The organism is Pectobacterium sp. A5351 (assembly GCF_028335745.1).
GTDB lineage: Bacteria > Pseudomonadota > Gammaproteobacteria > Enterobacterales > Enterobacteriaceae > Pectobacterium.
In genome coordinates this window covers 974789-1000288 of sequence record NZ_CP116477.1, presented here as the reverse complement: position 1 = coordinate 1000288, position 25500 = coordinate 974789, and the positions used below count along the sequence as shown (strand labels likewise).

Below are 25500 nucleotides of genomic sequence, written 5' to 3'. Positions count from 1 at the left end.
CTAACCTAATCCCGCGCCTAGAGACGAGAGAAATCATTGAAAAGTGCGAGTCCCATTAACAACATCAGCAACACTGTACCAATGCGATAGCTAACGTCCTGCACACGCTCAGAAACCGGCCTGCCCTTCAGCTTTTCAACCGCAAGAAAGAGCAGGTGTCCACCATCCAATACCGGCAGAGGGAACAGATTGATGATCCCCAAATTGACGCTGATTAAGGCCAAAAACATCAGGTAATAAATCAATCCATAATCTGCTGACATTCCTGCGCCCTGAGCAATCGAAATGGGACCACTCAGGTTGTTCAGCTTAACATCCCCCATAACCAGTTTCCCTAACATACTGACGGTCAATTTCATCAGTTGCCAGGTTTTATCTGTTGCCTGGTAGATCGCACTGAACGGCCCATACTGGCGCACAGTCCTGTATTCTTCAGGCAGCGGCGTCACACTTGGCATAACGCCTGCCAGCCCTTCAACTCTGCCACTTCCCACAGATTTGCTGTCTGGCGTTAACGTCAACGGGACTGTTGAGCCGTTGCGCTCCACCTCCAGAGCAATAGATTGTCCGGGGTTGTCACGCACGGCGATAACAAAATCACGCCATTGCGCTAGCACCTGCCCGTCGACTTTAACGATCCTATCTCCGACTTGCAAACCTGCTTTTTCCGCCGCCGACCCCGCCTGCACTTGATGCAGTACCGGCTCGATTTGCGGACCGCGCGGAATAATCCCGAGCGAAGCGGCAGGATCTTGCTTATCAGGCTCAAACTGCCAATCACGTAAATCCAGCGTTTTCTGAACGACGCGATCAGAGCCTAATGGAGCGGTTCCGATCACAACCTCGCTATCGCCGATTTTACCGATCAACGCCAGACGCGCAGTATCCCAATCAGGCGTTTCGATACCATCTACTGACTTTAGTTCCATTCCCGCCGACATTTCCGCTTGCGCCGCGATGGAGTTGGGCAGTATTTCACCCACAACCGGACGCACGCCCGGTACGCCGAGAATAAACACCAGCCAGTACGCCACAATGGCAAACAGGAAATTGGCAATCGGACCCGCGCTAACGATAGCCGCACGCTGCCAGACCGTTTTGCTATTAAATGATTGGTGACGAAATTCTGGCGCAACGGCGTCGACGCGCTCGTCCAGCATCTTCACATAGCCGCCAAGCGGGATCAGCGCAATCACAAATTCTGTACCGGTACGATCGCGACGACGCCATAGCGCACGTCCGAAACCGACGGAGAAGCGTTCGACCTTCACACCACAGCGGCGTGCTACCCAGAAATGTCCAAATTCATGGACAGTGACCAGCACACCCAGTGCGATGATAAACGCGGCAAGATTCCAGAGAAAACTCAGCATAAATAGCTCTACCGCTTTATTCTAAGCCACTTTAAACAGCAGCAGCATCAGGCAAGAGAACACAGGAACCGCAGCCGTCAGGCTGTCGATACGATCGAGCACACCACCGTGTCCCGGAATCAAATGGCTACTGTCTTTGATGCCCGCCTCACGTTTGAACATGCTTTCCGTCAAATCACCCAACACCGAGGCCAGCGCAGCGGCGATAGAACAAATCAAGAGCGTCGATGGCGCTATCGTTAATGGCGCATACAGGCTAAACAGCACGGAGATGAGCGCTGAGGTTGCCAGACCACCGAGAAAGCCTTCCCAGGTTTTGCCCGGCGAGACTTTTGGCGCGAGCTTACGCTTACCAAACAGTTTGCCGAACATGTAGGCACCGCTGTCCGCGCCCCACACCAGCAGCATGACGTACAGCAGCCACCAGGCACCAGCAAATGGGTTAATCGCGTAATTGTAATGACGAAGCGCGACCATGCCCCAGAAAAACGGCACGATCGTCATGATACCGAACACCAGTCGCAATGTACGCGAATGACGCCAGAATGAGGCGGAAGCCGGATAGAACAGCACCAACAGCAGCGCGACACCCCACCACACCAGCGATGACCAGAGCGCGATACTGATTTGCGGAATATGAACGGAATAATGGTAGGCCGGGAGTGATAACAGCATCAGCGCCAGCAAGAAACCACACAGGATCGCGAGCCACAGGCGTTGACCATAAGAGGCAAACCCTGCCAGTTGACCCCATTCCCATGCCGCCAGCATACAGACAGCCAGCGTAACAAGCGTGAATCCCAGAGGAGGCAGCAAGAAAAGTGCTGCAATAACAATCGGGATCAAAATAAAAGCAGTAATCAGGCGATACTTCAGCAAAAGTTCCCCCTAGGATGCATCAGCATCGATAGGTGTTGTTCCCCCGAAGCGGCGCTCGCGTTGTGCAAAAGCATTCAGCGCACCTTCAAAGACTTGTTCATCGAAATCAGGCCAGAGGACATCAGTAAAGTAAAGTTCAGCATAAGCAATTTGCCACAGAAGAAAATTACTGATGCGGTGTTCTCCACCAGTTCTGATCACCAAATCAACCGGAGCCAGATCATGCAGACAGATGTACTGACATAATGACGCTTCATTAATGCTATCAGGGCGCAGAATGCCTTCCTGCACCTGCTCTGCAAGTTGCCGTACTCCTTGGATAATATCCCAACGGCCGCCATAATTCGCGGCAATATTCAGTGTGAGCCCCTGATTCTTTTCTGTCAGCGTCTCCGAACGGCGAATGCGCTCTTGCAAACGTGGACTGAAGCGGCCGATGTCGCCGACGACCCGTAAGCGAACATTGTGCTTGTGCAGGCTTTTTACTTCACTGTCCAACGCCCGAACAAACAGTTCCATGAGTGCTGAAACTTCCTGCACCGGACGGTTCCAGTTTTCACTACTAAATGCGTAAAGCGTTAGTGCGTCCAGCCCTTGGCTTACTGCAAAACTGACTGAACGTCGCACAGCCTTTACACCAGCCTGATGGCCAAAAATCCGCATTTTCCCCCGGCTTTTCGCCCAGCGACCATTGCCATCCATGATAATGGCAACATGTCGCGGTCCAGCGGGTGGCAGATCGTTAGTATTTTTTTGATTATCGGACGGCATAACGCGTACTTATTTCCTCAAGCAAGAAACACAACAGTCCTTCCGTAACATCAGACCCCGTTAGCGCAAAAAAAGCCGTGAACGATCACGGCTTAGCTTCACGGTCGATTAAACAACTTTCGCATAATCAACCACTGAGTGGCGCAGACTATACCACCTCCACCGCACATGAACAAATTGTGCCACGGGTCTATCTGGCTACCGCGCGTAGTGTGTCAGGATCTGTGCTGCGGCCTGTCTAGCCCAGCGATCGATGTCAAGAACATCATCAACACTGGCGGGTTCTGGTAATGTAAGTTGTTCAATAACATGCCGATTTACCGCCGCAATATCCGTAAAGCGAATCTGCGACTGCAAAAATGCCGCTACCGCAATTTCATTCGCGGCGTTCAATGCCGTCGTGGCTGACTGACCATGATTACAGGCATCAGTTGCCAACTGCAAACAAGGATAGCGCGCATAGTCCGGTGCCAAAAATGTCAGCGCACCAATCTGACAAAAATCTAACGCTTTTGCGCCCGATGTCACACGCTCGGGATAAGCCATCGCATGGGCAATCGGCGTACGCATATCAGGCGATCCTAACTGCGCCAGAACGCTGCCATCACGGTAACGTACCATCGAGTGAATCACTGACTGCGGATGAATAATGACTTCCATCTGCTCAGCAGAAGCGTTAAACAGCCAGCGCGCTTCGATATACTCCAGCCCTTTGTTCATCATCGTGGCGGAATCAACCGAAATTTTGCGCCCCATTGACCAGTTTGGATGCGCACACGCCTGGTCCGGTGTCATGTCTGCCAGTGCCGACACCGGTGTCTCACGAAACGGTCCGCCGGACCCTGTCAAAACAATACGTTCAACACCATGTTGCGACAATGAAGCGTAGCCTAACTGACGCTGAATTTGCTCAGGTAAACTCTGAAAAATCGCATTATGTTCGCTATCAATCGGCAAAAGCTGCGCGCCACTTTGCGCCACCGCGTCCATAAAGAGACGACCGCAGGTAACCAGTGATTCTTTATTCGCCAACAAGACCTGTTTTCCGGCATGGATTGCTGCCAGCGTCGGCAATAACCCTGCTGCTCCCACAATCGCGGCCATGACCTGATCGACGCCATCCAACGCGGCAAGATCACACGCCGCCTGCTCCCCAGCCAAAACCTCCGTTTTGCAGCCGTATTCCGCCAGCTGTTGGCGTAGAGCCGTTGCAGAGGCTTCATCCGCCATTGAGGCATAGGCAGGTTGAAAAGTGAGGCACTGCTCCAGCATCAGCTTGACGTTGTACCCAGCGGATAGCGCGCGTACGGCAAACTTATCGGGGTTGGCTTTAATGACGGCCAGCGAACTGACGCCAATAGAGCCAGTGGAACCAAGAATTGTCAGTTGCTTCATTAAAAATGCTCTGAATAACCGGATTTGATGACAGGAAGGTACACGAGTCTGAGACGATTACCATGATATATCTCTGCTATCGATCACAGTCGCAGTCATATATATAGCAAAAAATTGTTTACTGCCTAGAGGGGCTGGCCTTCACCCATTCCTTGTATAAAAATAAAGCGCCGCCGGAAAAAAGGGCAAGCCCACACGTTCCCTGCGACGCAATATTCAACAGGCTGATTAGAACTCCATCAGCTCCGCTTCTTTTTCTGCCAGTGCTGTATCTACTTTCTTGATGAAGTTGTCAGTCAGTTTCTGCACATCATCCTGAGCACGACGTTCTTCATCTTCACTGATCGCTTTATCTTTCAGCAGCGCTTTCAGTTTATCGTTAGCATCACGGCGCACGTTGCGTACAGAAATACGCCCTTGCTCCGCTTCGCCACGAACGACTTTGATCAGATCTTTACGACGCTCTTCCGTCAATGGTGGCAGCGGAACACGGATGACGGTGCCAGCAGAAGACGGGTTCAGGCCGAGATCGGAGGCCATGATGGCTTTCTCAACCGCTGGGCCAAGCGTACGATCGAATACCGTAATCGCCAGCGTGCGAGAATCTTCTACGACAACGTTAGCAACCTGACGCAGTGGCGTTGCGCTGCCATAGTATTCAACCTGAATGCCATCGAGAATGCTAGGCGATGCACGGCCGGTACGGATTTTGCTGATCTGGTTTTTAAACGCTTCAACACATTTGTCCATGCGCGTTTCAGCATCTTTTCTGATTTCATTAGTCACGTTGTGAACCCTTGAAAACTGGTTGCCTGGCGGACCATGTCAGTACACGATCCGGTGAATAATTAATGCCAGCGCTTGGCTGGCGTATAGAGCAATACTGAGAATATATTACCCTATAATCGGGATTAGCCGTTATTACTGACTAATCAACGTCCCTTCTTTTTCACCCATGACAACGCGGCGCAGCGCGCCCGGTTTGTTCATGTTGAAAACACGGATCGGTAAGTTATGGTCACGTGCCAGCGTAAACGCAGCAAGATCCATCACTTTCAGCTCACGTTCCAGCACTTCCTGATAGGTCAGCGAATCGTATAACGTTGCTGAAGGATCTTTTACCGGATCGGCAGAATAGACGCCATCGACCTTTGTCGCTTTCAATACGACATCTGCTTCAATCTCGATGCCGCGCAGGCAAGCTGCAGAATCCGTGGTAAAGAAAGGGTTACCTGTTCCGGCGGAGAAAATCACCACGCGATTATTACGCAGCAGGCTGATCGCTTCCGCCCAACTGTAGTTATCACAGACGCCATTCAGGGGAATCGCAGACATCAGGCGAGCGTTCACATAGGCACGGTGCAACGCATCACGCATTGCCAGACCATTCATGACGGTCGCCAGCATTCCCATGTGGTCGCCCACAACGCGGTTCATACCCGCTTTAGCCAGACCCGCGCCACGAAACAGGTTACCACCGCCGATAACCACACCGACCTGAATGCCTAACTCAACCAGTTCTTTCACTTCCTGAGCCATGCGATCCAGAATGCTCGCATCGATACCAAAACCTTCAGTTCCCTGTAAAGCTTCGCCACTGAGCTTCAGCAGGATTCGTTGATAGACGGGTTTTGCATTGGTTGCCATGGTGTTCTTATCCTACAGGCTGTCGTCGTATTGGGGGGTTGTAAAATCAAAACTGTTCCACCCGGCCCCCTATCTGAATGCAGGAAGCCAAGCGTACTGAAACTCTTTGGGCTGGATAAAAAGGAACCGCCAACTGGCGGCTCTTTTTTTACTGATTAAGACTGCTTACTCATCGCTGCAACTTCAGCAGCAAAGTCAGTCTCAACTTTCTCAATACCTTCACCCACTTCGAAACGGATGAAGTTAGTCACGTCAGCATTGTGCTCTTTCAGCAACTGACCAACAGATTTGGCTGGATCCATAACGAAAGGCTGACCCGTCAGAGAAACTTCACCGGTGAATTTCTTCATACGTCCTTCAACCATTTTCTCTGCGATTTCTTTCGGCTTGCCAGACTGCATCGCGATTTCTAACTGAACCTGGTACTCTTTCTCTACCACTTCAGCAGACACGTCTTCTGGCTTAACGAATTCTGGTTTGCTTGCTGCAACGTGCATAGCCAGGTGTTTAACCAGCTCTTCGTCAGCGCCTTTAGCGGCAACCAGAACACCGATGCGCGCACCGTGTTGGTAGTTACCCAGAACTTCGCCTTCCAGAGCAGAAACGCGACGAATGTTGATGTTTTCACCAATTTTCGCAACCAGTGCAACACGCTCTTCTTCGAACTGTGCTTTCAGCACTTCAACATCAGTGATTTTGCCTGCAACAGCCGCGTCCAGCACTTTGTCAGCAAATGCCTGGAAACCACCATCTTTAGCAACGAAGTCAGTCTGGCAGTTAACTTCCAGGATCACAGCGTAGTTACCGTCGATCTTAGTCTTGATTACGCCATCAGCAGCAACGTTACCGGCTTTCTTCGCCGCTTTGATTGCGCCGGATTTACGCATGTTTTCGATAGCCAGCTCGATGTCGCCGTTAGCTTCAACCAGCGCTTTCTTACATTCCATCATGCCCGCAGCGGTACGCTCACGCAGCTCTTTTACCAATGATGCGGTAATTTCAGCCATTCTAAAATCCTCGGGAGATTTGTTCTGCCTGGTCGTCACGACCAAACAGCTTTAAAAGTGAAAAAGGGGCCATAAAAAGGCCCCTAACCAAACTAGTACTACCTGGTTAATAAGGGCTCAACGAGCCAGACTTATTATTCAGCTTCTACTAAGCCTTCTTCTGCCTGCACAGCCAGATCTTGAGAACGGCCTTCGCGGACAGCAGTAGCAACAGCGCTCAGGTACAGGCTAACTGCACGGATTGCGTCATCGTTACCAGGGATGATGTAGTCAACGCCATCTGGATCGGAGTTGGTATCAACCACGGCGAATACTGGAATACCCAGGTTGTTAGCTTCTTTGATGGCGATGTGCTCGTGATCGGCGTCGATAACGAACAGCGCGTCTGGCAGACCGCCCATATCTTTGATACCGCCCAGGCTGTTTTCCAGCTTGTCCAGTTCACGAGTGCGCATCAGCGCCTCTTTTTTGGTCAGCTTGTCGAACGTGCCGTCTTGAGATTGGGTTTCCAGATCTTTCAAACGTTTGATGGACTGACGAACGGTTTTCCAGTTAGTCAGCATACCGCCCAACCAACGATGGTTCACGAAGAACTGATCGCAGTTGTTGGCTGCATCTTTTACCGCTTCGCTTGCTGCGCGCTTAGTACCAACGAACAGAATTTTGCCTTTGCGAGAAGCAATTTTGCTCAGCTCAGCCAGAGCGTCGTTGAACATTGGTACAGTTTTTTCAAGGTTGATGATGTGAACTTTGTTACGCGCACCGAAGATGAATGGCTTCATTTTCGGGTTCCAGTAACGGGTCTGGTGACCAAAGTGTACGCCAGCCTTGAGCATATCGCGCATGGAAACAGTTGCCATGATTACCTCTATTAATTAAGTATGGGGTTATGCCTCCACATGTCCCATTGCGCCGACCCCATCCGGTGAAACACCTCAGGAGCACCCCGGCGAACGTGCCGACATGTGTGTGTTATTTACACAAAGTGAGTTTAGTCGATGTGGTTGGGTACGGTATAACCGATATCCAGCCGGATCATCGGCGCGCTTTATACCATAAATCCCCCAGCGACACCAACATTTGTTATTCCATCGCCCACGAATCAGAATGATAGTTTGGCAAGCCAGCGGCAGGACTGGTAACATAAGTTATTAGTTATTCATCTTAATTCTCGTGTCTTAAATGACATCTGCGGACGAGCACCCATGGCAATTTCAATTAAAACTCCTGAAGACATCGAAAAAATGCGCGTCGCTGGCCGTCTGGCTGCCGAAGTCCTGGAAATCATCGAACCCCACGTGATACCGGGTGTAAGTACTGCCGAACTAGACAGAATCTGTCACGATCACATCACCAACAAACAGCAGGCTATCTCTGCTTGTCTGGGCTACCATGGCTTCCCAAAATCCGTCTGTATCTCTATCAATGAAGTGGTGTGCCACGGCATTCCAAGCGATGACAGAATCCTTAAGGATGGCGACATCGTTAATATCGACGTCACCGTCATCAAAGACGGCTTCCACGGCGATACCTCAAAAATGTTCATCGCAGGCAAGCCAACCATTCTGGGCGAGCGCCTCTGTCGCATTACGCAGGAAAGCCTCTATCTGGCGCTGAAAATGGTTAAACCCGGCATTCGTCTGCGTACGTTGGGTAAAGCTATCCAGCAGTTTGCTGAAGGGAATAACTTCTCCGTAGTGCGTGAATATTGCGGTCACGGTATCGGTAAAGGCTTCCATGAAGAACCACAGGTTCTGCACTATGATGCCGATGACGGCGGTGTGGTGTTGCAGACGGGTATGGCATTTACGATCGAGCCCATGCTTAATGCTGGTGATTTCCGTATTCGCACGATGAAAGACGGCTGGACGGTAAAAACCAAAGATCGCAGCTTGTCGGCACAGTACGAGCATACTATTGTGGTAACCGATAACGGCTGCGAAATAATGACGTTGCGAAAGGATGACACCATCCCCAACATCATCACGCATGAACAATAAACACTAAGCCGGCAGACGCCGGCTTTTTTATGGCGTGCAGAAAGCACGCCCCCCTACGGGCCGTCGCAAGCGACGTTGAAAAACGCGCTCTGCGTTTTTTTATGGGCTGCGCTATGACAGATAACCGCTTTTCGCCAGACAATACGCCACCTGACGCGTCCTCATCAGACAGCCCTATAGATGATACCACTGCATCAGTACCGCTCCCCGCGTCACCGCTGACCTACGCGGATGACATGCTGGATTGCCAGACGCTAAAACAGCAGTTGGAACTGTTTCAGCTTTGGCTCGGTTCAGAATTCCGCGCCGGCGTCAGCGCGGAAAAGCTGATAGATGCCAGAACCTTATTCATCGATCGCCTGTTGCAGCGACTGTGGTACTTCTACGGTTTTGAAAATATCGCCCAGACCTCGCTGGTCGCCGTAGGCGGATATGGCCGTGGTGAACTGCACCCACTCTCCGATATCGACGTGCTGGTCTTAAGCCAGACGGCGCTGAGTGAGGAACATTCCCAACGCGTCGGCCAATTTATCACCCTGCTGTGGGATCTGAAACTGGAAGTCGGCCACAGCGTCAGAACGCTGGAAGAGTGCCTACAGGAAGGACGCGCCGATATCTCTGTCGCCACCAATCTGATCGAATCGCGCATGATATGCGGCGATGTGGCTCTATTTCTCACGCTGCAAAAACACGTATTCAGTGATGAATTTTGGCCGTCATCCACGTTTTTTCCGGCAAAAATCGCCGAACAGCAGGAACGCCATCAACGCTATCACAGCACCAGCTACAATCTGGAGCCCGATATCAAGAGCAGTCCGGGCGGGCTACGCGATATTCACACCCTGCTGTGGGTCGCGAGACGCCACTTTGGTGCCACGTCGCTGAATGAGATGGTGGGGTTCGGCTTCCTGACAGAGGCCGAACGTAAAGAGCTGAACGAGTGCCAAAGCTTTTTGTGGCGCATCCGCTTCGCTCTGCATCTGATCCTGCCGCGCTACGACAATCGGCTGCTGTTCGACAGGCAGCTTAACGTCGCACAGCTGTTGCAATATCAGGGCGAAGGCAACACGCCAGTAGAGCGCATGATGAAGGATTTCTACCGTATGACGCGCCGCGTCAGCGAGCTGAATCAGATGCTGTTGCAGCTCTTTGACGAAGCGATTCTGGCACTGGATGCGAGTGAGAAGCCTCGTCCGCTTGACGATGAATTCCAGCTACGCGGTAATCTGGTGGACCTGCGCGATGAAGACCTCTTTATCAAAAAACCGGAAGCCATCATGCGCATGTTCTACCTGATGGTGCGTAACCGCGACATCAACGGCATTTACTCCACCACATTGCGCCAACTGCGCCATGCTCGTCGCCATCTCTCCAGCCCGCTTTGCACCATCCCAGAGGCGCGCCAGCTGTTCATGAATATTCTGCGCCACCCGCATGCGGTGAGCCGTGCGCTGCTGCCAATGCATCGCCACAGCGTGCTGTGGGCTTACATGCCGCTGTGGGGGAATATTGTCGGTCAGATGCAATTCGATCTGTTCCATGCCTATACAGTGGATGAGCACACGATTCGCGTCTTGCTCAAGCTGGAAAGCTTCGCTGATGAAGATACACGGCCACAGCATCCGCTGTGCGTAGAACTCTACCCTCGCCTACCTCAGCCCGAATTATTGCTGCTTGCCGCCCTGTTCCACGATATTGCAAAAGGCCGCGGCGGCGATCACTCCGAACTGGGCGCACAGGACGTGCTGGAATTTGCCGCCCTGCACGGGCTGAATTCACGCGAAGCTCAACTGGTTTCCTGGCTGGTGCGCTGTCATCTGCTGATGTCCGTCACCGCCCAGCGTCGCGACATTCAGGATCCCACCGTCATTCAGCAATTTGCCACCGAAGTGCAGAGCGAAACCCGCTTGCGCTATCTAGTCAGCCTGACGGTTGCAGATATCTGCGCCACCAATGAAACGCTGTGGAATAGCTGGAAACAAAGCCTGTTGCGTGAACTCTATTTTGCGACAGAAAAACAGCTGCGCCGTGGTATGCAAAATACGCCGGATTTACGCGAACGCGTCCGCCATCATCGCTTGCAGGCGCTGGCGCTGCTGCGGATGGATAATATTGATGAAGAAGCGTTGCACTACATCTGGAGCCGCTGTCGAGCCGATTATTTCCTGCGCCACTCGCCAAACCAGCTAGCCTGGCACGCGCGTCACCTGTTGGAGCATGATGTCAACAAACCGCTGGTGCTGATCAGTCATCAGGCTAGCCGTGGCGGTACAGAGATCTTTATCTGGAGCCCGGACCGACCCTATCTTTTCGCAGCGGTCGCCGGTGAGTTAGATCGACGCAACCTCAGCGTGCACGACGCGCAGATTTTTACCAGCCGTGACGGCATGGCGATGGATACGTTCATCGTGCTGGAACCCGACGGCAGTCCGCTGGCGCAGGATCGGCATGAAATGATACGTCACGCACTGGAACAAGCGCTGACACAACGGCATTATCAGCATCCGCGCGTACGTCGACCATCACCCAAGCTGCGCCACTTCAGCGTGCCAACCGAAGTCAACTTCCTGCCGACACATACGGACAGACGCAGCTATATGGAGCTTAGCGCGCTCGACCAACCGGGGCTGCTGGCACGTATCGGTGAAATTTTTGCCGATCTCAACCTGTCGCTGCACGGCGCACGCATTTCCACAATCGGCGAGCGGGTAGAGGATCTTTTCATTCTGGCCGACAGCGACAGACGGGCATTAAAGCCGGATTTACGCCTTAAATTGCAAGAACGGTTGACAGAAGCCCTTAACCCAAACGATAAAGTACCATTGAGTTAATTTTTACAATCAGGAAAGAGAAATCAGGATGCACCAACAATTACAGAACATCATTGAGACGGCTTTCGAGCGCCGCGCTGAAATCACTCCGGCAAACGCAGATACCGTCACACGTGAAGCCGTCACTCAGGCTATCAACCTGCTGGATAGCGGCGCCCTGCGCGTTGCAGAGAAAATCGACGGCCAGTGGGTTACCCATCAGTGGCTGAAGAAAGCCGTGCTGCTCTCTTTCCGTATTAACGATAACCAAATTATCGAAGGCGGAGAAACACGCTTTTTCGACAAAGTGCCAATGAAATTTGCTGACTATGATGAAGCGCGTTTTCAGCGTGAAGGCGTGCGCGTTGCACCACCAGCCAGCGTGCGTCGCGGTGCTTATATCGCACGTAACACCGTGCTGATGCCGTCTTACGTCAACATCGGTGCTTACGTTGATGAAGGCACCATGGTGGATACGTGGGTAACCGTGGGTTCTTGTGCTCAGATCGGTAAAAATGTTCACCTGTCTGGCGGCGTCGGCATCGGTGGTGTTCTGGAGCCGTTACAGGCTAACCCAACCATCATCGAAGATAACTGCTTCATCGGTGCGCGTTCTGAAGTCGTAGAAGGCGTTGTTGTTGAGGAAGGCTCCGTCATCTCCATGGGCGTGTTCATCAGCCAAAGCACCCGTATTTACGATCGTGAAACGGGTGAAATTCACTATGGTCGCGTCCCGGCAGGCTCCGTCGTAGTTTCTGGCAACCTGCCGTCCAAAGATGGTAGCCACAGCATGTACTGCGCAGTCATTGTGAAGAAAGTCGATGCGAAAACCCGCGGTAAAGTGGGTATCAATGAGTTATTACGTTCCATCGACTAAACGAGAAACGGCGGGTTAATCACCCGCAGTTTTTTATGCTCGAACGATAATCAGGACTATCTAAAAACCGAGAAGGTGACGCTATGTATGACAATCTAAAAAGCCTGGGCATTACCAATCCCGATGATATCGATCGCTATAGCCTGCGTCAGGAAGCGAATAACGACATCCTGAAGATCTATTTTCGTAAAGATAAGGGCGAATTTTTTGCTAAAAGCGTGAAGTTCAAATATCCACGTCAGCGTAAGACTATCGTGGCCGACAGCTCCAGACAGGGCTATAAAGAGATCAACGAGATCAGCCCCAATCTGCGTTATGTTATTGATGAATTGGACAAGATCTGCCAGCAGGAACAGGTTGAAGTCGATCTGAAACGCAAAATCCTTGACGATCTGCGTCATCTTGAAAGCGTCGTCTCCAACAAGATTACCGAAATTGAAGCGGATTTAGAGAAGCTAACCAAGAATCGCTAAACACGATCATCACTCACAGGCCGCAACGAAAACGGGAGCACGACAAGCTCCCGTGTCTCATTTCAGCACAACATCACTGCGCATAAACCACATCAGCCCATCCTTCAACCCACGGACATGACATCACTTCCGGTTCTGGATGTTCGACGGCATCTATTTCCAACACGTCGCCCAAACGCTTAGCACCGATTTCCTGCAACAGCGCATCGAAAAGATGGCCGCCCGCGCAGAAATTCGGGTAACTGCTATCACCCAGCGCAATCACGCCATAGCGCAGCGCGGGCTGGTAGCCGCCTTTCTCACGCAGAGCAGCGTAAAGCGGAACAATAGAATCAGGCAGTTGGCCTTGTCCCGTCGTTGACGTGACCACTAAAACCGTATGCTCGCGGTAGTCCAGCCAGGATTCCAACGTTGCATCTTCAAAGACCTTAACCTCATGGCCACGATCCCTGAGGATATTTTCGGCTTCTTCGGCCACCAGCAATGCATTCCCGTAGACCGTACCAACAAAAATACCAATCTGCGCCATGCGTCTGACTCCCTTTTTAATTCGATGTATTTGATATAGATAGGTTTGATATAAAAGTTATACGGCAGATATTACCCAACGACGTGCTCGCTATCCTGACCTGAGTCGACAGGAAACTCAACCCCTTCAAACTCAGGGAGAATCCCCTGCCAGCCAAATTGAGTCATCACGCCCTGCCACGGCGTATCCCAGCGGGCCCGCAACGTCAATGGCTGCCCGCTCACCGGATGATTCAACCGCAGCTCGCTGGCATGCAGCATAAGCCTGCCGCAGGAAAAATGCGTCTCCATGCCGCGATTGTGTCGCAGGTCGCCGTGCGCGGTATCACCGATAATCGGATGGCGTAGGTGTGACATATGGCGGCGGAGCTGATGTTTACGCCCGGTCTGTGGCTTCAGCTCCACCAGACTGTAGCGTGCCGTTGGGTAACGGCCGATGGCAACCGGCATTTCGACCTGCGCCAAAGAGCGGTAATGCGTGACAGCAGGCTGCGCTGCCTTATCAGGATTTGTAAACTTGTCGGCGATCTTGTCCAGTTCTTCGGTAAGCGCATAGTCGATCACGCCGTCATCCAGCACATAGCCACGCACAACGGCATGATACATTTTCTGCATCTGGTGTGATTCAAACTGCTGGGATAACGCACGCGCTACCTCGCTGGACAGCGCGAGCAGCAACACGCCGGATGTCGGCCTGTCGAGACGATGAACGGTATATACATGCTGTCCGATCTGATCGCGCACGGTCTGCATCACCACGACCTTTTCTTTACGATCCAGCCAGCTACGGTGGACTAGCCAGCCGCTGGGTTTATTGACGGCGACCAGATGCTCATCCTGATAAATAATCTCAAGCATCGTGTACTGCGCCATCCGGTGCATCCGGGCGGAATAGCTCATCGAGCAGCCCGATGCGCAACAGGATCGCCGCCGTCTCTTCTGGCGTGCCTTCCAGCGCTTCTTCAAAATAAGGAAGCAAAGCCAGTTCAGCGGGCAGCGCTAATTCGCTATCCAACAAAGCATGCATGCGTGGCAAAAAGACCCACTGCAACCACTCTTCGGGTTTCATCGTATCCAGGCTGAAAGGCTCAATACTGTTAAATGCCTCGTCTTCTGGCGGAACAACCTGCCAGAAAGGACTTTCTCTCAATACGCGCTCAATATCGAATAATGACTGACGAACCTGGTTCTCTCTACTCATGCGGTTTCTCGCCCTTGAAGCCAACAGTAATGGCGGCAAAGCATAGCATTGATATCAGCCTGACCCAATCGCCGCATGTTGGCCGCAGGCTATCGGCGACAACCTCAGTTCCCAACACGATAGGCAAAAAAGTGGGGGTACTGATTACTCAGTACCCCCGGTTCGTTTTATAGCTATCCCGCTACACATTTGCATCCCTGCTCATCCATGAAAACTTTTCCTTTTTGGTCTCCCTGACCCACAATCCTTGCTGGCGTCCTACTTTCTTCCTGACATTTCCATCCTGTATCTTCCGTGATTAAATCCCTTTAGGCTCCTGCCCCACCGATATTCCTAACCGGCTCTCGGTCTCCTTCCTGGAGGTGTCCCTGATTTCATCCTGAAACCGTGTTTCTTCCTGAAAACTGTGCTTCTTCTTCTTGAAACGTGTGTTTCTTCCAAAAAAGTGTTTACCCCCTAAACAGCGTTTCATCCTGAAACCGAGTCTCTTCCTGAAACAACGTTTCGTCCTGAAAACAATCCGAATACAGTAACGCTATTTTGTTACTATTGTTACTGATAGTCACCACTACACACACTGTAACCGGTTACCAACTTAAGTAATAAGATGTATTAATTGTCAGTTTTCAGCAAGGGGTAAGTGACAATGTTTCCCAATGCGCCTTAAGCGACACGGTAACACTTTATTGTAATCATCTAATTAATAATGAAAAAATAAAAATGAAACATATTTTCAACATTAAAGATAAGACATTTCTCACAGCAAATGTAAGAGATCTCTCACAAAGCCGAAAGTGAAATTCGATTAACCATTAGACCGCTAACGGGTTAAGGCCAGAAAGAAACGCCGCCAGCGTTGGCGCTAAGATCTGACGTTGTTTCGTGCCGAACTCTTCAAGGATGATTTCACCAGAAATATTACACAACGACACCATTGTCATCTCAGAATCGGTCGTTGCTAAAAACAGCGTCGGCGTCAGCTTCAGGCGTTTTTGCGTTACCAAGTGGCCAATCAGATTCTCTTGCATGCGGGTGAAATCCTCTTCGCTCCACACCTGCAATAGCTGACAAGATAACGAATCAAACTGCGCCGACATATCCCCGGCATACTGCGCGGTGTAAAAAGCATGAACATCAGGATGCAGGCTGATTTCCAGCGCACGTTCCACACCGTCCAATGCGCCTGAAGGAACAAAAGGCTGTGGCAACCAGTAAACGGTATCCTCATGATTTTCGACAATACACGGGGAAGGTATGCCGTAAAGGGCTTCACTGCCGGGCAAATGCCCCTTCTCCTGCTGCCAGCGGGCAACATAGCGCTGGGTAAACGCCGCCAGTGTCGAAACAACCTCATGCTCCATAATTTTTCTCATCACTCTTTTAGTCAGGTTACACTATTCGCCATCACGCTTATCACATCAAGGTAACAGCATGTCCGTTTATGACAAGCATCAGGCCCTGAGCGGGCTGACACTGGGCAAACCTACTCCCTATCATGACCGCTATGATGCCGCCCTTCTACAACCCGTGCCACGTAGCCTGAACCGCGACCCACTGGGCATTCATCCTGATAGCCTGCCTTTTCATGGCGCAGATATCTGGACGCTCTACGAGCTTTCCTGGCTGAACAACCGCGGCGTGCCTCAAGTGGCCGTCGGTGAAATGCATCTCAATGCGGAAAGCCTGAATCTGATTGAATCAAAAAGCTTTAAACTGTACCTGAACAGCTTTAATCAGACGACATTCGACAGTTGGGAAAGCATACACGCCACGTTAGCCAAGGATCTGGCGCACTGCGCTCAGGGGGACGTCAGTATCACGCTTTTCAAACTCAGCGAGCTTGAGGGCCAACCGCTAGCAGGATTCACCGGCGAGTGCATCGACGATCAAGACATTCAGATCGACAGCTACGACTTCAACGCCGACTATCTGGCGACAAACGAACGGGACGCGCCTGTCGTTGAAGAAACACTGGTCAGCCATCTGCTGAAATCCAACTGTTTGATCACCCATCAGCCCGACTGGGGCTCTGTACAGATCCACTATCACGGCAAACGCATTAACCGTGAAGCACTGCTACGCTACATTGTCTCGTTTCGTCATCATAACGAATTTCATGAACAGTGTGTGGAACGAATTTTTAACGACATCATGCATTACTACCAGCCCGAGAAACTCAGCGTTTATGCCCGCTATACCCGACGCGGCGGGCTGGACATCAACCCATGGCGTAGTAACACCCCGTTTAACGCGCCAAATGGACGCCTGCCGCGCCAGTAACCGACCGATAAATCACAGGCACGCACGGTAATATGCGTAGCGTCACGCAAGTTAGGCGACAGACTTGCTGCCAACATTGGAAAAAATGATGGCAGCGCGTTAAGGTGGTGTGCCAGACAACACAAGATCCATAACGTCTGATCTGAACGGTGCTCAAGTAGGTTTCATTTAGGCTCGCGGTATTTAACGTATGACGTTCCGCGTCGCGCCTTAAATGGATGACATTCGTGCCATGTTGCTGAAACGTCGAGCGTGTAGCAATGGAACGTGCTCTCGGCAGCCAGCATGGCATCACGAATTATATTGCGTTTCAAGGAGCAAAATTGATTACACATATCAGCCCATTGGGATCGATGGATTTGTTATCGCAATTGGAAGTCGACATGCTGAAAAGCACAGCCAGCAGCGATCTCTACCGTTTGTTTCGCAACTGTTCCCTCGCCGTACTGAATTCCGGTAGCCAGACAGATAACAGTAAAGAGCTGCTGTCTCGTTATGAAGATTTTGACATCAACGTGCTGCGCCGCGAGCGTGGCGTAAAACTGGAACTGGTGAACCCGCCAGAAGACGCTTTCGTTGACGGCAACATCATCCGCGCCTTGCAGGCTAACCTGTTCGCTGTATTGCGCGACATTCTTTTCGTCAACGGCCAAATCGCCAGCGCGGGTCGCTATCAGAACCTGAACCTGGAAAACTCTGCCCATATCACCAATCTGGTGTTCTCTATTCTACGTAATGCCAAAGCGCTCCACGTGGGGGAAGAACCGAACATGGTGGTCTGCTGGGGCGGCCATTCGATTAATGAAATCGAATATCTGTATGCGCGCAAGGTGGGCAGCCAGCTTGGCCTGCGTGAACTGAATATCTGTACAGGCTGTGGTCCAGGCGCGATGGAAGCGCCAATGAAAGGTGCCGCCGTCGGTCACGCACAGCAACGCTATAAAGAAGGGCGTTTCATCGGTATGACCGAGCCGTCCATCATTGCGGCCGAACCGCCAAACCCGCTGGTCAATGAACTGATCATCATGCCGGACATCGAAAAGCGTCTGGAAGCCTTTGTCCGTATCGGACACGGCATCATTATTTTCCCCGGCGGGGTCGGAACGGCGGAAGAATTCCTCTATCTGCTGGGCATCATGATGAACCCGGAAAACAGCGAGCAGGTGTTACCGATTATCCTGACCGGGCCGGAAGAAAGCGCAGACTATTTCCGCGTGCTGGACGAGTTCATTGTTGGCACGTTGGGCCGCCAGGCGCGTCGTTACTACTCGATCATCATTAATGACGCAGCGGAAGTCGCCCGTCAGATGAAGAAAGCGATGCCTCAGGTGAAGGAAAGCCGTCGCCACACGGGCGATGCTTACAGCTTTAACTGGTCATTGCGCATCGCACCCGATCTGCAATTGCCCTTCGAGCCAACACATGAAAATATGGCCGATCTCAACCTGCATCCGAATCAACCGGCGGAAGAGCTGGCTGCCGCGCTGCGCCGGGCGTTCTCCGGCATTGTGGCGGGTAATGTGAAGGAAGTCGGCATTCAGGCGATTGAACAACGTGGGCCGTACAAAATTCATGGCGATCCGCAGATGATGAAAAGCATGGATACGCTGTTACAGGGCTTTGTCGCACAGCAGCGCATGAAGCTGCCCGGCAGCGTCTATATCCCCTGCTACGAAATCTGCTCCTAACGGTTCACCGCTCGGTCGTACCTATGTGGGGGAAGCCCAGCGTCCCCCCGCTTATTACATCAGGAATTACGCGATGCCCGTCCATTTGCTGATTGTTGACGCGCTCAATCTGATACGTCGCATTCATGCGGTACAAGGTTCTCCCTGTATCACAGCATGCCAACACGCATTGCAGCAACTCATACAAAACAGCCAGCCTACGCACGCTGTTGCCGTTTTTGATCATGAAGAGTTTGATGATGAAGGCCGTGTTACCAGTTGGCGCCACCAGCTCCTGCCTGACTACAAAGCTGGCCGCACGCCAATGCCAGATAATCTGAAACAGGAACTCCCGCAGATTAAAGCTGCATTTGCCGCAGCAGGCGTAGCAAGCTGGCATAGTCCCGGCAATGAAGCCGACGATCTGGCAGCCACGCTAGCCACTAAGTTGTCATCAGCGGGTCATCAGGCAACGATCGTGTCGACTGACAAAGGGTATTGCCAGCTACTGGCACCACACATTCAGATCAGGGATTACTTTCAGAAACGCTGGCTGGATCTGCCGTTTATCGAACAAGAGTTTGGTGTGTCACCGCAACAGCTTACGGACTACTGGGGGCTGGCAGGCATTAGCAGCAGTAAAATTCCAGGCGTCGCGGGTATTGGTCCTAAAAGCGCCGCACTGCTTTTGCAACAGGCCGGGAGTCTGGAGGCGCTGTACCAGCAATTAGATGCCGTCCCGGAGAAGTGGCGCAAGAAACTGGAACTGCATAAAGAGATGGCGCTAATCAGCCGTCAGGTGGCCATGCTGCGTACCGATTTAACGCTTAATGGCAATCTGCAACAGCTGAGGCTACCGTATTAAGAGACGGGCGATGTGCCCCTATTAATACCTGTCTCTTAGTCACATTTTTTATGCAGACTAGGAGAGGGTTTCGTGCGCAATAATACCGTCATTTTTTATGTTACCTCCGTAGCACGCGCCCGACATGGGGCGGCTCACACGCCGCTCGCCCCATGACCCCATGACCCCATGACCCCAGGCTTCTGGCTTCTGGCTTCTGGCTTCTGGCTTCTGGCTTCTGGCTAAATTATACCGCTACGCGGTGCCTTCGTCGGTATCTGGCTTTACGGACCGCTTGCGACATGCTCCCAGCATGGCGCAAGCTTTCGCCGCATCCCTGCGGCTCATCCTAAGCCGACTATCTCCTCAGCATAATTTTTTACGCCGGATAACAGCAAAATCCACGATATCTCTTATTTTATCGCTCGTCACGGCGGCCAGGCACTGCGCTCCAGAAACGACGAACATGCACGGTGATTTCTTCACGGTCATGGTACAAATGCTTAGCATGCACTTCAGCATTAATCCCATTTTCGCTCAGGCGTTCACGCAGCACGGCCAGATTCTGTGACACCTCTTCATAGCGTTTCTTCATCGGCAATTTCAGGTTGAAAATGGCCTCGCGACACCAGCCCTTAACCAGCCAATCACTCATCAGGCTGGTGACTTTCGCTGGCTTTTCCACCATATCGCACACCAACCAGTACACGTTATTACGCGGTGGCTCAAAGCGGAAGCCGTCCGCCTGATGGTGCATCACCTGCCCGGTTTCCATCAGGCTTGGCGCCATGGGTCCATTGTCTACCGCATAAACCATCATGCTGCGTTTAACCAGTTGGTAAGTCCAACCGCCGGGGCACGCGCCTAAATCCACCGCGTACATGCCGCTCCCCAAGCGCTCATCCCACTCATCCGCAGGAATAAAAACGTGAAACGCCTCTTCCAGTTTCAGTGTCGAACGGCTTGGCGCATCAGAAGGGAACTTAAGCCGTGGGATACCCATATAAAACGGTGAATGGTTATTGCTATAGGAGTAACCGACATAGCAGCAGCCTGGCGCAATAAACAGCACATGCAGTACTGGCCGATCGGCTTTTTCATAGCCCAACAGAATTTTATGTTCGCGCAATGCCGCCCGCAGCGGCACGGTGAATTTACGGCAAAACTTCATCAGCTCTTTGCTTTCGTTGGTGTCAGGAACTTCAACGCGCAGTTCTCCTGCCCGTTCAATGGCTCCCGATAACATGCCGACAATTGGCGTGATACGATCTTCCGGCGGCAAATCACGCAGCAGTTCACCACTCACGAACATCTGACGGGCAAAAATCAGCTCATGAAACGGCAGCGTTTTCACCAGACGTTCAGCATCTTCATGCTGATAGCATTCAAATACCACGTAACCGCTGTTTTCTTTTACTCGCGCAAAGCCGAAGGCATTATGCTGGGTGGCTTTTTCCGTTATTTCTGCCGCACACTCTTTCTCGAACCCAGGGCGGCAATACAAAATGACTTTATTCATGGCGTTCAGCCTTTCTCTTCAGACGCAATGCGCCAATCAATATTAATATCCATCCCACCAGAAAACAGATTCCACCAATGGGCGTCACATAAACCCATAGCTTCAGGTGAGAAAGCGCCAGACAGTATAAACTTCCGCTGAAGAGTACCGTTCCCAACGCCAGAAAAACGCTGCTCCAGTAAAACCACAGGTTGGTTCGGTGTTGCATAGCAATAACCAGCACCAAAATCGCCAGCGTGTGAAATGCCTGATATTCAAGGCCGGTGCGCAGCCAGCCAAGTTCCGCAGCGCCCAGCGTTTTGCTGAGGACATGGGAACTAAATGCGCCCAGCGCGACAAAAGTAAAGCCGCTGATAGCAGCAAATACCGGCATGAAACGACTATTCATCGTATTTACCTATACGTTATTACCTATAAACGAGGTTGCTGACAAAGGCCGCCGTTTTCATTCTGCAAATAGATCTGTCATCAGCCTGAAACGTAGTTATCTACGTGAGTTATTCGGTCAACCAATCTTCACCAGCAAGCGACATGGGCTCAGCGCGTGTCGTTGTCATAGCGAAAACGAAACTTTTCCTGCTCGCTGGCTGCCCGCGCCAGAATCCAGTGGCGAAAGGCGGCTATTTTACCCAGTTCTGCCTGACTGTCATGACATACCAGATAAAAAGCATTCCGGCTGACCAGCACATCGTTAAATGGACATACCAATCGCCCAGCTTCTAGCTCCGTTTGCGCCATCACATTATTCGCCAATGCCACACCCTGCCCGTGGATTGCCGCCTGCAACACCATCGCGCTGTGGCTGAAAATCGGCCCTTGCTGTACATTAATCTGCACACCAAGCTGGCGCGTATAGGACAGCCAGTCACGGCGTGATGCATCATGCAGCAACGTGTGTGCCACCAGATCGTCCGGCGTCTTCAACGGGTGATTCCCCGTCAACAATACCGGTGAGCAAACAGGCAAGAGATACTCGGCATAGAGTTTCTCCACCCGCAACCCCGGCCAGTTTCCCCGACCATAGAAAATCGCGACATCCACGTCATCAGCCAGACGACCTTCATCACGATCCACCGCCTGAATACGCACATCAATCCCCGGATAGTCGGAGTTGAAGCTCGACAAACGTGGTACCAACCAATGGATAGCAAAGCTGGGTAGCAGGCTAACCGTTAACGCGCCTTTGGCGCTGCGGGATTGCAGCTTACGGGTTGCGTCATTCAAAGATGAGAAGATCTCTTTGATATCAAGATAGTAACTTTGCCCCTCTTCCGTCAGTAGCAGGGAGCGATTACGACGGCGGAATAATTTAAGCCCCAGAAAATCCTCCAATGATTTAATCTGGTGGCTGACAGCAGCCTGCGTAACAAACAGCTCTTCTGCCGCTTTGGTAAAGCTTAAATGGCGAGCCGCCGCATCAAAAACGCGTAATGCGTTGAGCGGAGGGAGACGTTTTGACATGAATGAAATCTTTTGGTTTACGCTAAATCAGCGGTTTATCGGGCACATTTATACCCATAAAATCTTAAGATGCAGAAAGGCAACAAAGGGAAAGATCGCCTGCCAATTAGCTGACTAAGCGATTAATACCAGTGGCAATAGCCGGATTCTCTACAACGAAAAGATGACGGGTACATCAATACCCTAAATAATTCGAGTTGCAAGAAGGCGGCAACCGCACGAGTCCCCAGGAGCTTACATGAGTAAGTGACTGGGGTGAGTAAGGGAAGCCAACGCACATGCAGCTTGAAGTATGACGGGTATATTAGTTTTTGTAATCCGAGACATTATAATTTGTCCGTTGAGGATGTACCAGCAAATACCTATATTAGCGCAACTTCCTGGGCCGGAACGAAAAGTGCGGAGGGGTAACCTGAGGTGCTTTTGGCTTGTGGTTGTGATGTTGTGTTTGCTATTTGTTTATCTGCCTTTTGCAGATGTGGTAGCGAGTCTACCCTATTCACTTCCTGTACATTTACCCTGTCTGTCCAAAGTGATTTTTTGTGTAGCACCGCAAATTGCGGTGCTTTTTTTTGCTTACGTTTCACACCTGAAATGCCATGGCACACCTATCTCAGTCTGACACGGCTTAACGGGCAACGTGTAATGGTAGGCAAGCAGCACTACTTCCCTTGCACCATTTCTTTCACATTATCACGATTAATTTGCTGTTGCTGACCGTAGGCATCGGTATAGCTGATCATACCCGTCTCATCGTCAACCTTCGGTTTCCCCTCTGCGACGATGGTACGACCGTCATTAGTATGCATGACGTAATTACTGGAACAGGCTGCCAGAGAAAACGCCATCACGATAGCGGCAAAAATAGAAATTTTATTCTTCATAGTTAACCCTCAATGAATTTAAATGTTTTCTAGTTAACCTTATTCATCAGGAAATCCTGAAAATTAACACTTTAAAGCGTAGCAACAGTTGCTTTTTTTTCCATAAAATCGCATTAGGCATAGTCCTAAACTTGTCTCTCTCGACAAAATGGGACAGGATCGGCCCTCCAAAAGAGGATGCTCATGACACCGTTTAACCCCGCCACCTTTCGCCAACAGTTCCCCGCCCTTCAGCATTCGACGGTGTATCTTGATAGCGCCGCGACCGCGCTGAAACCACAGGCTGTCATTGATGCGGTTCAAGCGTTCTATTGCAGTGAGAGTGGTACGGTACACCGTAGCCAGCATCGCGGTGCGCAGGCGTTGACCCAGCGCTTTGAAGGCGCTCGAGAGCAGGTCGCTACGTTACTCCGCGCGGACGATCCACGTTCGATTGTCTGGACCAGAGGCACAACGGAAGCAATCAATCTGGTTGCGCAGAGCTATGCCCGTCCTCGCCTTCAACCGGGCGATGAAATCGTGGTGAGTGAGGCGGAACATCACGCTAACCTCATTCCGTGGCTAATGGTGGCGCAGCAAACCGGCGCAAAGGTGGTGAAGTTACCGATAGGCGCGGACTTCTTACCGGATGTTGAGCAGCTAGCCACACGGCTCACCCCCAAAACCCGGCTGCTGGCATTGGGGCAAATGTCAAACGTGACGGGCGGACAGCCCGACCTAGCGCGCGCGATTGCGCTGGCCCACCGCTATGGTGCGGTAGTGATGGTTGATGGCGCGCAGGGCATTGTTCACTGTCCGCCGGATGTACAGGCGTTGGATATTGATTTCTATGCGTTTTCCGGACACAAGCTGTATGCCCCAACCGGGATTGGTGTGCTGTACGGCAAAACCGCCTTGCTGGAAAGCATGATACCGTGGCAAGGCGGCGGAAAAATGATGACGCAGGTGTCCTTTGACGGCTTCAAGCCTCGGGCGATTCCACAGCGGTTTGAGGCAGGAACGCCACACATTGCCGGCGTGCTTGGCCTGTCTGCGGCGTTAGACTGGCTAAGCGAGCAGGAGTGGCACGCCGCGGAACAGCACAGCCAGCGCCTGGCGCAGCTTGCCGAAACACATCTGGCGCAGTTCCCCGGCTTTCGTAGCTTCCGTAGCCCGCAGTCCAGCGTACTGTCCTTTGATATTGCCGATGTGCACCACAGCGATTTAGTGACGCTGTTAGCCGAAAGCGGCATTGCGCTGCGTGCCGGGCATCACTGCGCAATGCCGTTGATGGACGCGCTCGGTGTCAGCGGCACACTCCGTGCCTCATTCGCCCCATACAATAACCAACAAGATGTTGCTGCGCTGACAGCCGCAGTGGGCAACGCCCTTGAATTACTGATCGACTAAACCATGACCGAAACCACCGACACGATGCATCCTTTTGACCACACGCATCCTTTTGGCCACGCCATCACCGTCGCCGATCTGCTGGCGCGCTTCGATACCTGCCACGCATGGGAAGATCGCTATCGGCAGCTCATTTTATTGGCGAAGGCGTTACCCGCACTGCCTGAAGTGCTGAAGACAGACGAGATTTCATTATCCGGCTGTGAAAATCGCGTCTGGCTGGGTTATCAACGTCAGGAAAATGGCAGGTTGCATTTTTACGGTGACAGCGACGGACGCATCGTGCGGGGATTACTGGCGGTATTGCTCACCGCCGTTGAGGGAAAAGCGCCAGAAACGCTATTACAGCACGATCCGCTGGCGCTGTTCGATATGTTGGGGCTGCGCGCACAGCTCAGCGCTTCGCGTTCAAGCGGACTGGCGGCGCTGGCCGCCAGAATCAGGGACATAGCAGAACAAGAAGTCGCGGGAAAATAGCGAAATTCACGCGACTTC

The 25500-nt window shown here is 51.8% G+C and carries 25 protein-coding genes; 9 read left to right on the top strand and 16 right to left on the bottom strand.

Features of this window, described 5'->3' with window-relative positions; genetic code table 11:
- Positions 1-17: 17 nt before the first annotated feature.
- The 8 genes from rseP to rpsB form a co-directional block, all read right to left on the bottom strand.
- On the bottom strand, positions 18-1373 hold the full coding sequence (gene rseP, locus O1Q74_RS04770) for a sigma E protease regulator RseP (protein ID WP_271876515.1): 1356 nt from the start codon (positions 1371-1373) through the stop codon (positions 18-20).
- A 21-nt stretch (positions 1374-1394) separates the two neighbouring features.
- Positions 1395-2252, bottom strand: coding sequence for a phosphatidate cytidylyltransferase (gene cdsA / locus O1Q74_RS04765; RefSeq protein ID WP_180742182.1), 858 nt, complete (start codon positions 2250-2252; stop codon positions 1395-1397).
- 9 nt (positions 2253-2261) lie between these two features.
- Positions 2262-3023 carry a (2E,6E)-farnesyl-diphosphate-specific ditrans,polycis-undecaprenyl-diphosphate synthase gene (gene ispU / locus O1Q74_RS04760; RefSeq protein ID WP_271876511.1) on the bottom strand — a complete coding sequence of 254 codons (762 nt, stop codon included), beginning with the start codon at positions 3021-3023 and terminating at the stop codon, positions 2262-2264.
- A gap of 198 nt (positions 3024-3221) precedes the next feature.
- A complete protein-coding gene (gene ispC, locus O1Q74_RS04755) occupies positions 3222-4418 on the bottom strand; it encodes a 1-deoxy-D-xylulose-5-phosphate reductoisomerase (protein ID WP_271876508.1) in 1197 nt (398 codons plus the stop codon).
- A gap of 228 nt (positions 4419-4646) precedes the next feature.
- A complete protein-coding gene (frr, locus tag O1Q74_RS04750) occupies positions 4647-5204 on the bottom strand; it encodes a ribosome recycling factor (protein ID WP_271876506.1) in 558 nt (185 codons plus the stop codon).
- 135 nt (positions 5205-5339) lie between these two features.
- Positions 5340-6065, bottom strand: a complete 726-nt coding sequence (gene pyrH, locus O1Q74_RS04745) for a UMP kinase (protein ID WP_012773631.1) — start codon at positions 6063-6065, stop codon at positions 5340-5342.
- Positions 6066-6220: 155 nt separating this feature from the next.
- Positions 6221-7072: a translation elongation factor Ts gene (tsf, locus tag O1Q74_RS04740; RefSeq protein ID WP_225087147.1), complete on the bottom strand. Its 852-nt coding sequence runs from the start codon at positions 7070-7072 to the stop codon at positions 6221-6223.
- A gap of 134 nt (positions 7073-7206) precedes the next feature.
- Complete coding sequence (gene rpsB / locus O1Q74_RS04735; protein WP_010284816.1) at positions 7207-7932, bottom strand: 30S ribosomal protein S2; 726 nt, start codon at positions 7930-7932, stop codon at positions 7207-7209.
- A gap of 345 nt (positions 7933-8277) precedes the next feature.
- On the opposite strand from rpsB, the gene map reads away from it, so the two are divergent.
- The 4 genes from map to O1Q74_RS04715 all read left to right on the top strand — a co-directional run bounded on the left by map (position 8278) and on the right by O1Q74_RS04715 (position 13232).
- Complete coding sequence (gene map / locus O1Q74_RS04730; RefSeq protein ID WP_271876499.1) at positions 8278-9072, top strand: type I methionyl aminopeptidase; 795 nt, start codon at positions 8278-8280, stop codon at positions 9070-9072.
- Positions 9073-9308: 236 nt separating this feature from the next.
- Positions 9309-11903: a bifunctional uridylyltransferase/uridylyl-removing protein GlnD gene (gene glnD / locus O1Q74_RS04725; protein ID WP_442953138.1), complete on the top strand. Its 2595-nt coding sequence runs from the start codon at positions 9309-9311 to the stop codon at positions 11901-11903.
- Between the two features lie 28 nt (positions 11904-11931).
- Positions 11932-12759 (top strand): 2,3,4,5-tetrahydropyridine-2,6-dicarboxylate N-succinyltransferase, encoded by an 828-nt coding sequence (gene dapD, locus O1Q74_RS04720; protein WP_271876494.1) that lies wholly within the window; start codon positions 11932-11934, stop codon positions 12757-12759.
- Positions 12760-12842: 83 nt separating this feature from the next.
- Positions 12843-13232 carry a DUF3461 family protein gene (locus O1Q74_RS04715; protein WP_271876492.1) on the top strand — a complete coding sequence of 130 codons (390 nt, stop codon included), beginning with the start codon at positions 12843-12845 and terminating at the stop codon, positions 13230-13232.
- A 73-nt stretch (positions 13233-13305) separates the two neighbouring features.
- Here O1Q74_RS04715 and O1Q74_RS04710 read toward each other — a convergent pair whose 3' ends face one another.
- The 4 genes from O1Q74_RS04710 to syd form a co-directional block, all read right to left on the bottom strand.
- Positions 13306-13761 (bottom strand): flavodoxin, encoded by a 456-nt coding sequence (locus O1Q74_RS04710; RefSeq protein WP_271876490.1) that lies wholly within the window; start codon positions 13759-13761, stop codon positions 13306-13308.
- Positions 13762-13832: 71 nt separating this feature from the next.
- A complete protein-coding gene (gene truC, locus O1Q74_RS04705) occupies positions 13833-14618 on the bottom strand; it encodes a tRNA pseudouridine(65) synthase TruC (RefSeq protein WP_271878740.1) in 786 nt (261 codons plus the stop codon).
- Complete coding sequence (locus O1Q74_RS04700; protein ID WP_271876487.1) at positions 14611-14961, bottom strand: YqcC family protein; 351 nt, start codon at positions 14959-14961, stop codon at positions 14611-14613. Before O1Q74_RS04700 ends, truC begins: the two co-directional genes overlap by 8 nt.
- Positions 14962-15773: 812 nt before the next feature.
- Positions 15774-16322 carry a SecY-interacting protein gene (gene syd, locus O1Q74_RS04695; RefSeq protein WP_271876484.1) on the bottom strand — a complete coding sequence of 183 codons (549 nt, stop codon included), beginning with the start codon at positions 16320-16322 and terminating at the stop codon, positions 15774-15776.
- A gap of 70 nt (positions 16323-16392) precedes the next feature.
- Here syd and queF point away from each other — a divergent pair, with 70 nt between their 5' ends.
- From queF to xni, 3 genes are all read left to right on the top strand, one after another.
- Positions 16393-17241, top strand: a complete 849-nt coding sequence (gene queF, locus O1Q74_RS04690; protein WP_271876481.1) for an NADPH-dependent 7-cyano-7-deazaguanine reductase QueF — start codon at positions 16393-16395, stop codon at positions 17239-17241.
- 323 nt (positions 17242-17564) lie between these two features.
- Positions 17565-18929, top strand: a complete 1365-nt coding sequence (ppnN, locus tag O1Q74_RS04685; RefSeq protein ID WP_271876478.1) for a nucleotide 5'-monophosphate nucleosidase PpnN — start codon at positions 17565-17567, stop codon at positions 18927-18929.
- 73 nt (positions 18930-19002) lie between these two features.
- Complete coding sequence (xni, locus tag O1Q74_RS04680) at positions 19003-19773, top strand: flap endonuclease Xni (RefSeq protein WP_271876475.1); 771 nt, start codon at positions 19003-19005, stop codon at positions 19771-19773.
- A gap of 397 nt (positions 19774-20170) precedes the next feature.
- On the opposite strand, the gene rlmM is transcribed toward xni, so the two are convergent.
- From rlmM to O1Q74_RS04660, 4 genes are all read right to left on the bottom strand, one after another.
- Positions 20171-21271 carry a 23S rRNA (cytidine(2498)-2'-O)-methyltransferase RlmM gene (gene rlmM / locus O1Q74_RS04675; protein WP_271876473.1) on the bottom strand — a complete coding sequence of 367 codons (1101 nt, stop codon included), beginning with the start codon at positions 21269-21271 and terminating at the stop codon, positions 20171-20173.
- A complete protein-coding gene (locus O1Q74_RS04670) occupies positions 21264-21659 on the bottom strand; it encodes a DUF423 domain-containing protein (RefSeq protein WP_271876471.1) in 396 nt (131 codons plus the stop codon). The genes rlmM and O1Q74_RS04670 overlap by 8 nt, the downstream gene beginning before the upstream one ends.
- 149 nt (positions 21660-21808) lie before the next feature.
- Positions 21809-22732, bottom strand: coding sequence for a transcriptional regulator GcvA (locus O1Q74_RS04665; RefSeq protein ID WP_271876468.1), 924 nt, complete (start codon positions 22730-22732; stop codon positions 21809-21811).
- Positions 22733-23394: 662 nt separating this feature from the next.
- Entirely contained in the window at positions 23395-23616 is a 222-nt protein-coding gene (locus O1Q74_RS04660) for a YgdI/YgdR family lipoprotein (protein ID WP_271876466.1), read from the bottom strand.
- Between the two features lie 183 nt (positions 23617-23799).
- Here O1Q74_RS04660 and csdA point away from each other — a divergent pair, with 183 nt between their 5' ends.
- Entirely contained in the window at positions 23800-25005 is a 1206-nt protein-coding gene (gene csdA, locus O1Q74_RS04655; RefSeq protein WP_271876463.1) for a cysteine desulfurase CsdA, read from the top strand.
- Positions 25006-25008: 3 nt separating this feature from the next.
- Positions 25009-25482, top strand: coding sequence for a cysteine desulfurase sulfur acceptor subunit CsdE (csdE, locus tag O1Q74_RS04650; RefSeq protein WP_271876461.1), 474 nt, complete (start codon positions 25009-25011; stop codon positions 25480-25482).
- The last annotated feature ends 18 nt before the right edge of the window (positions 25483-25500 follow it).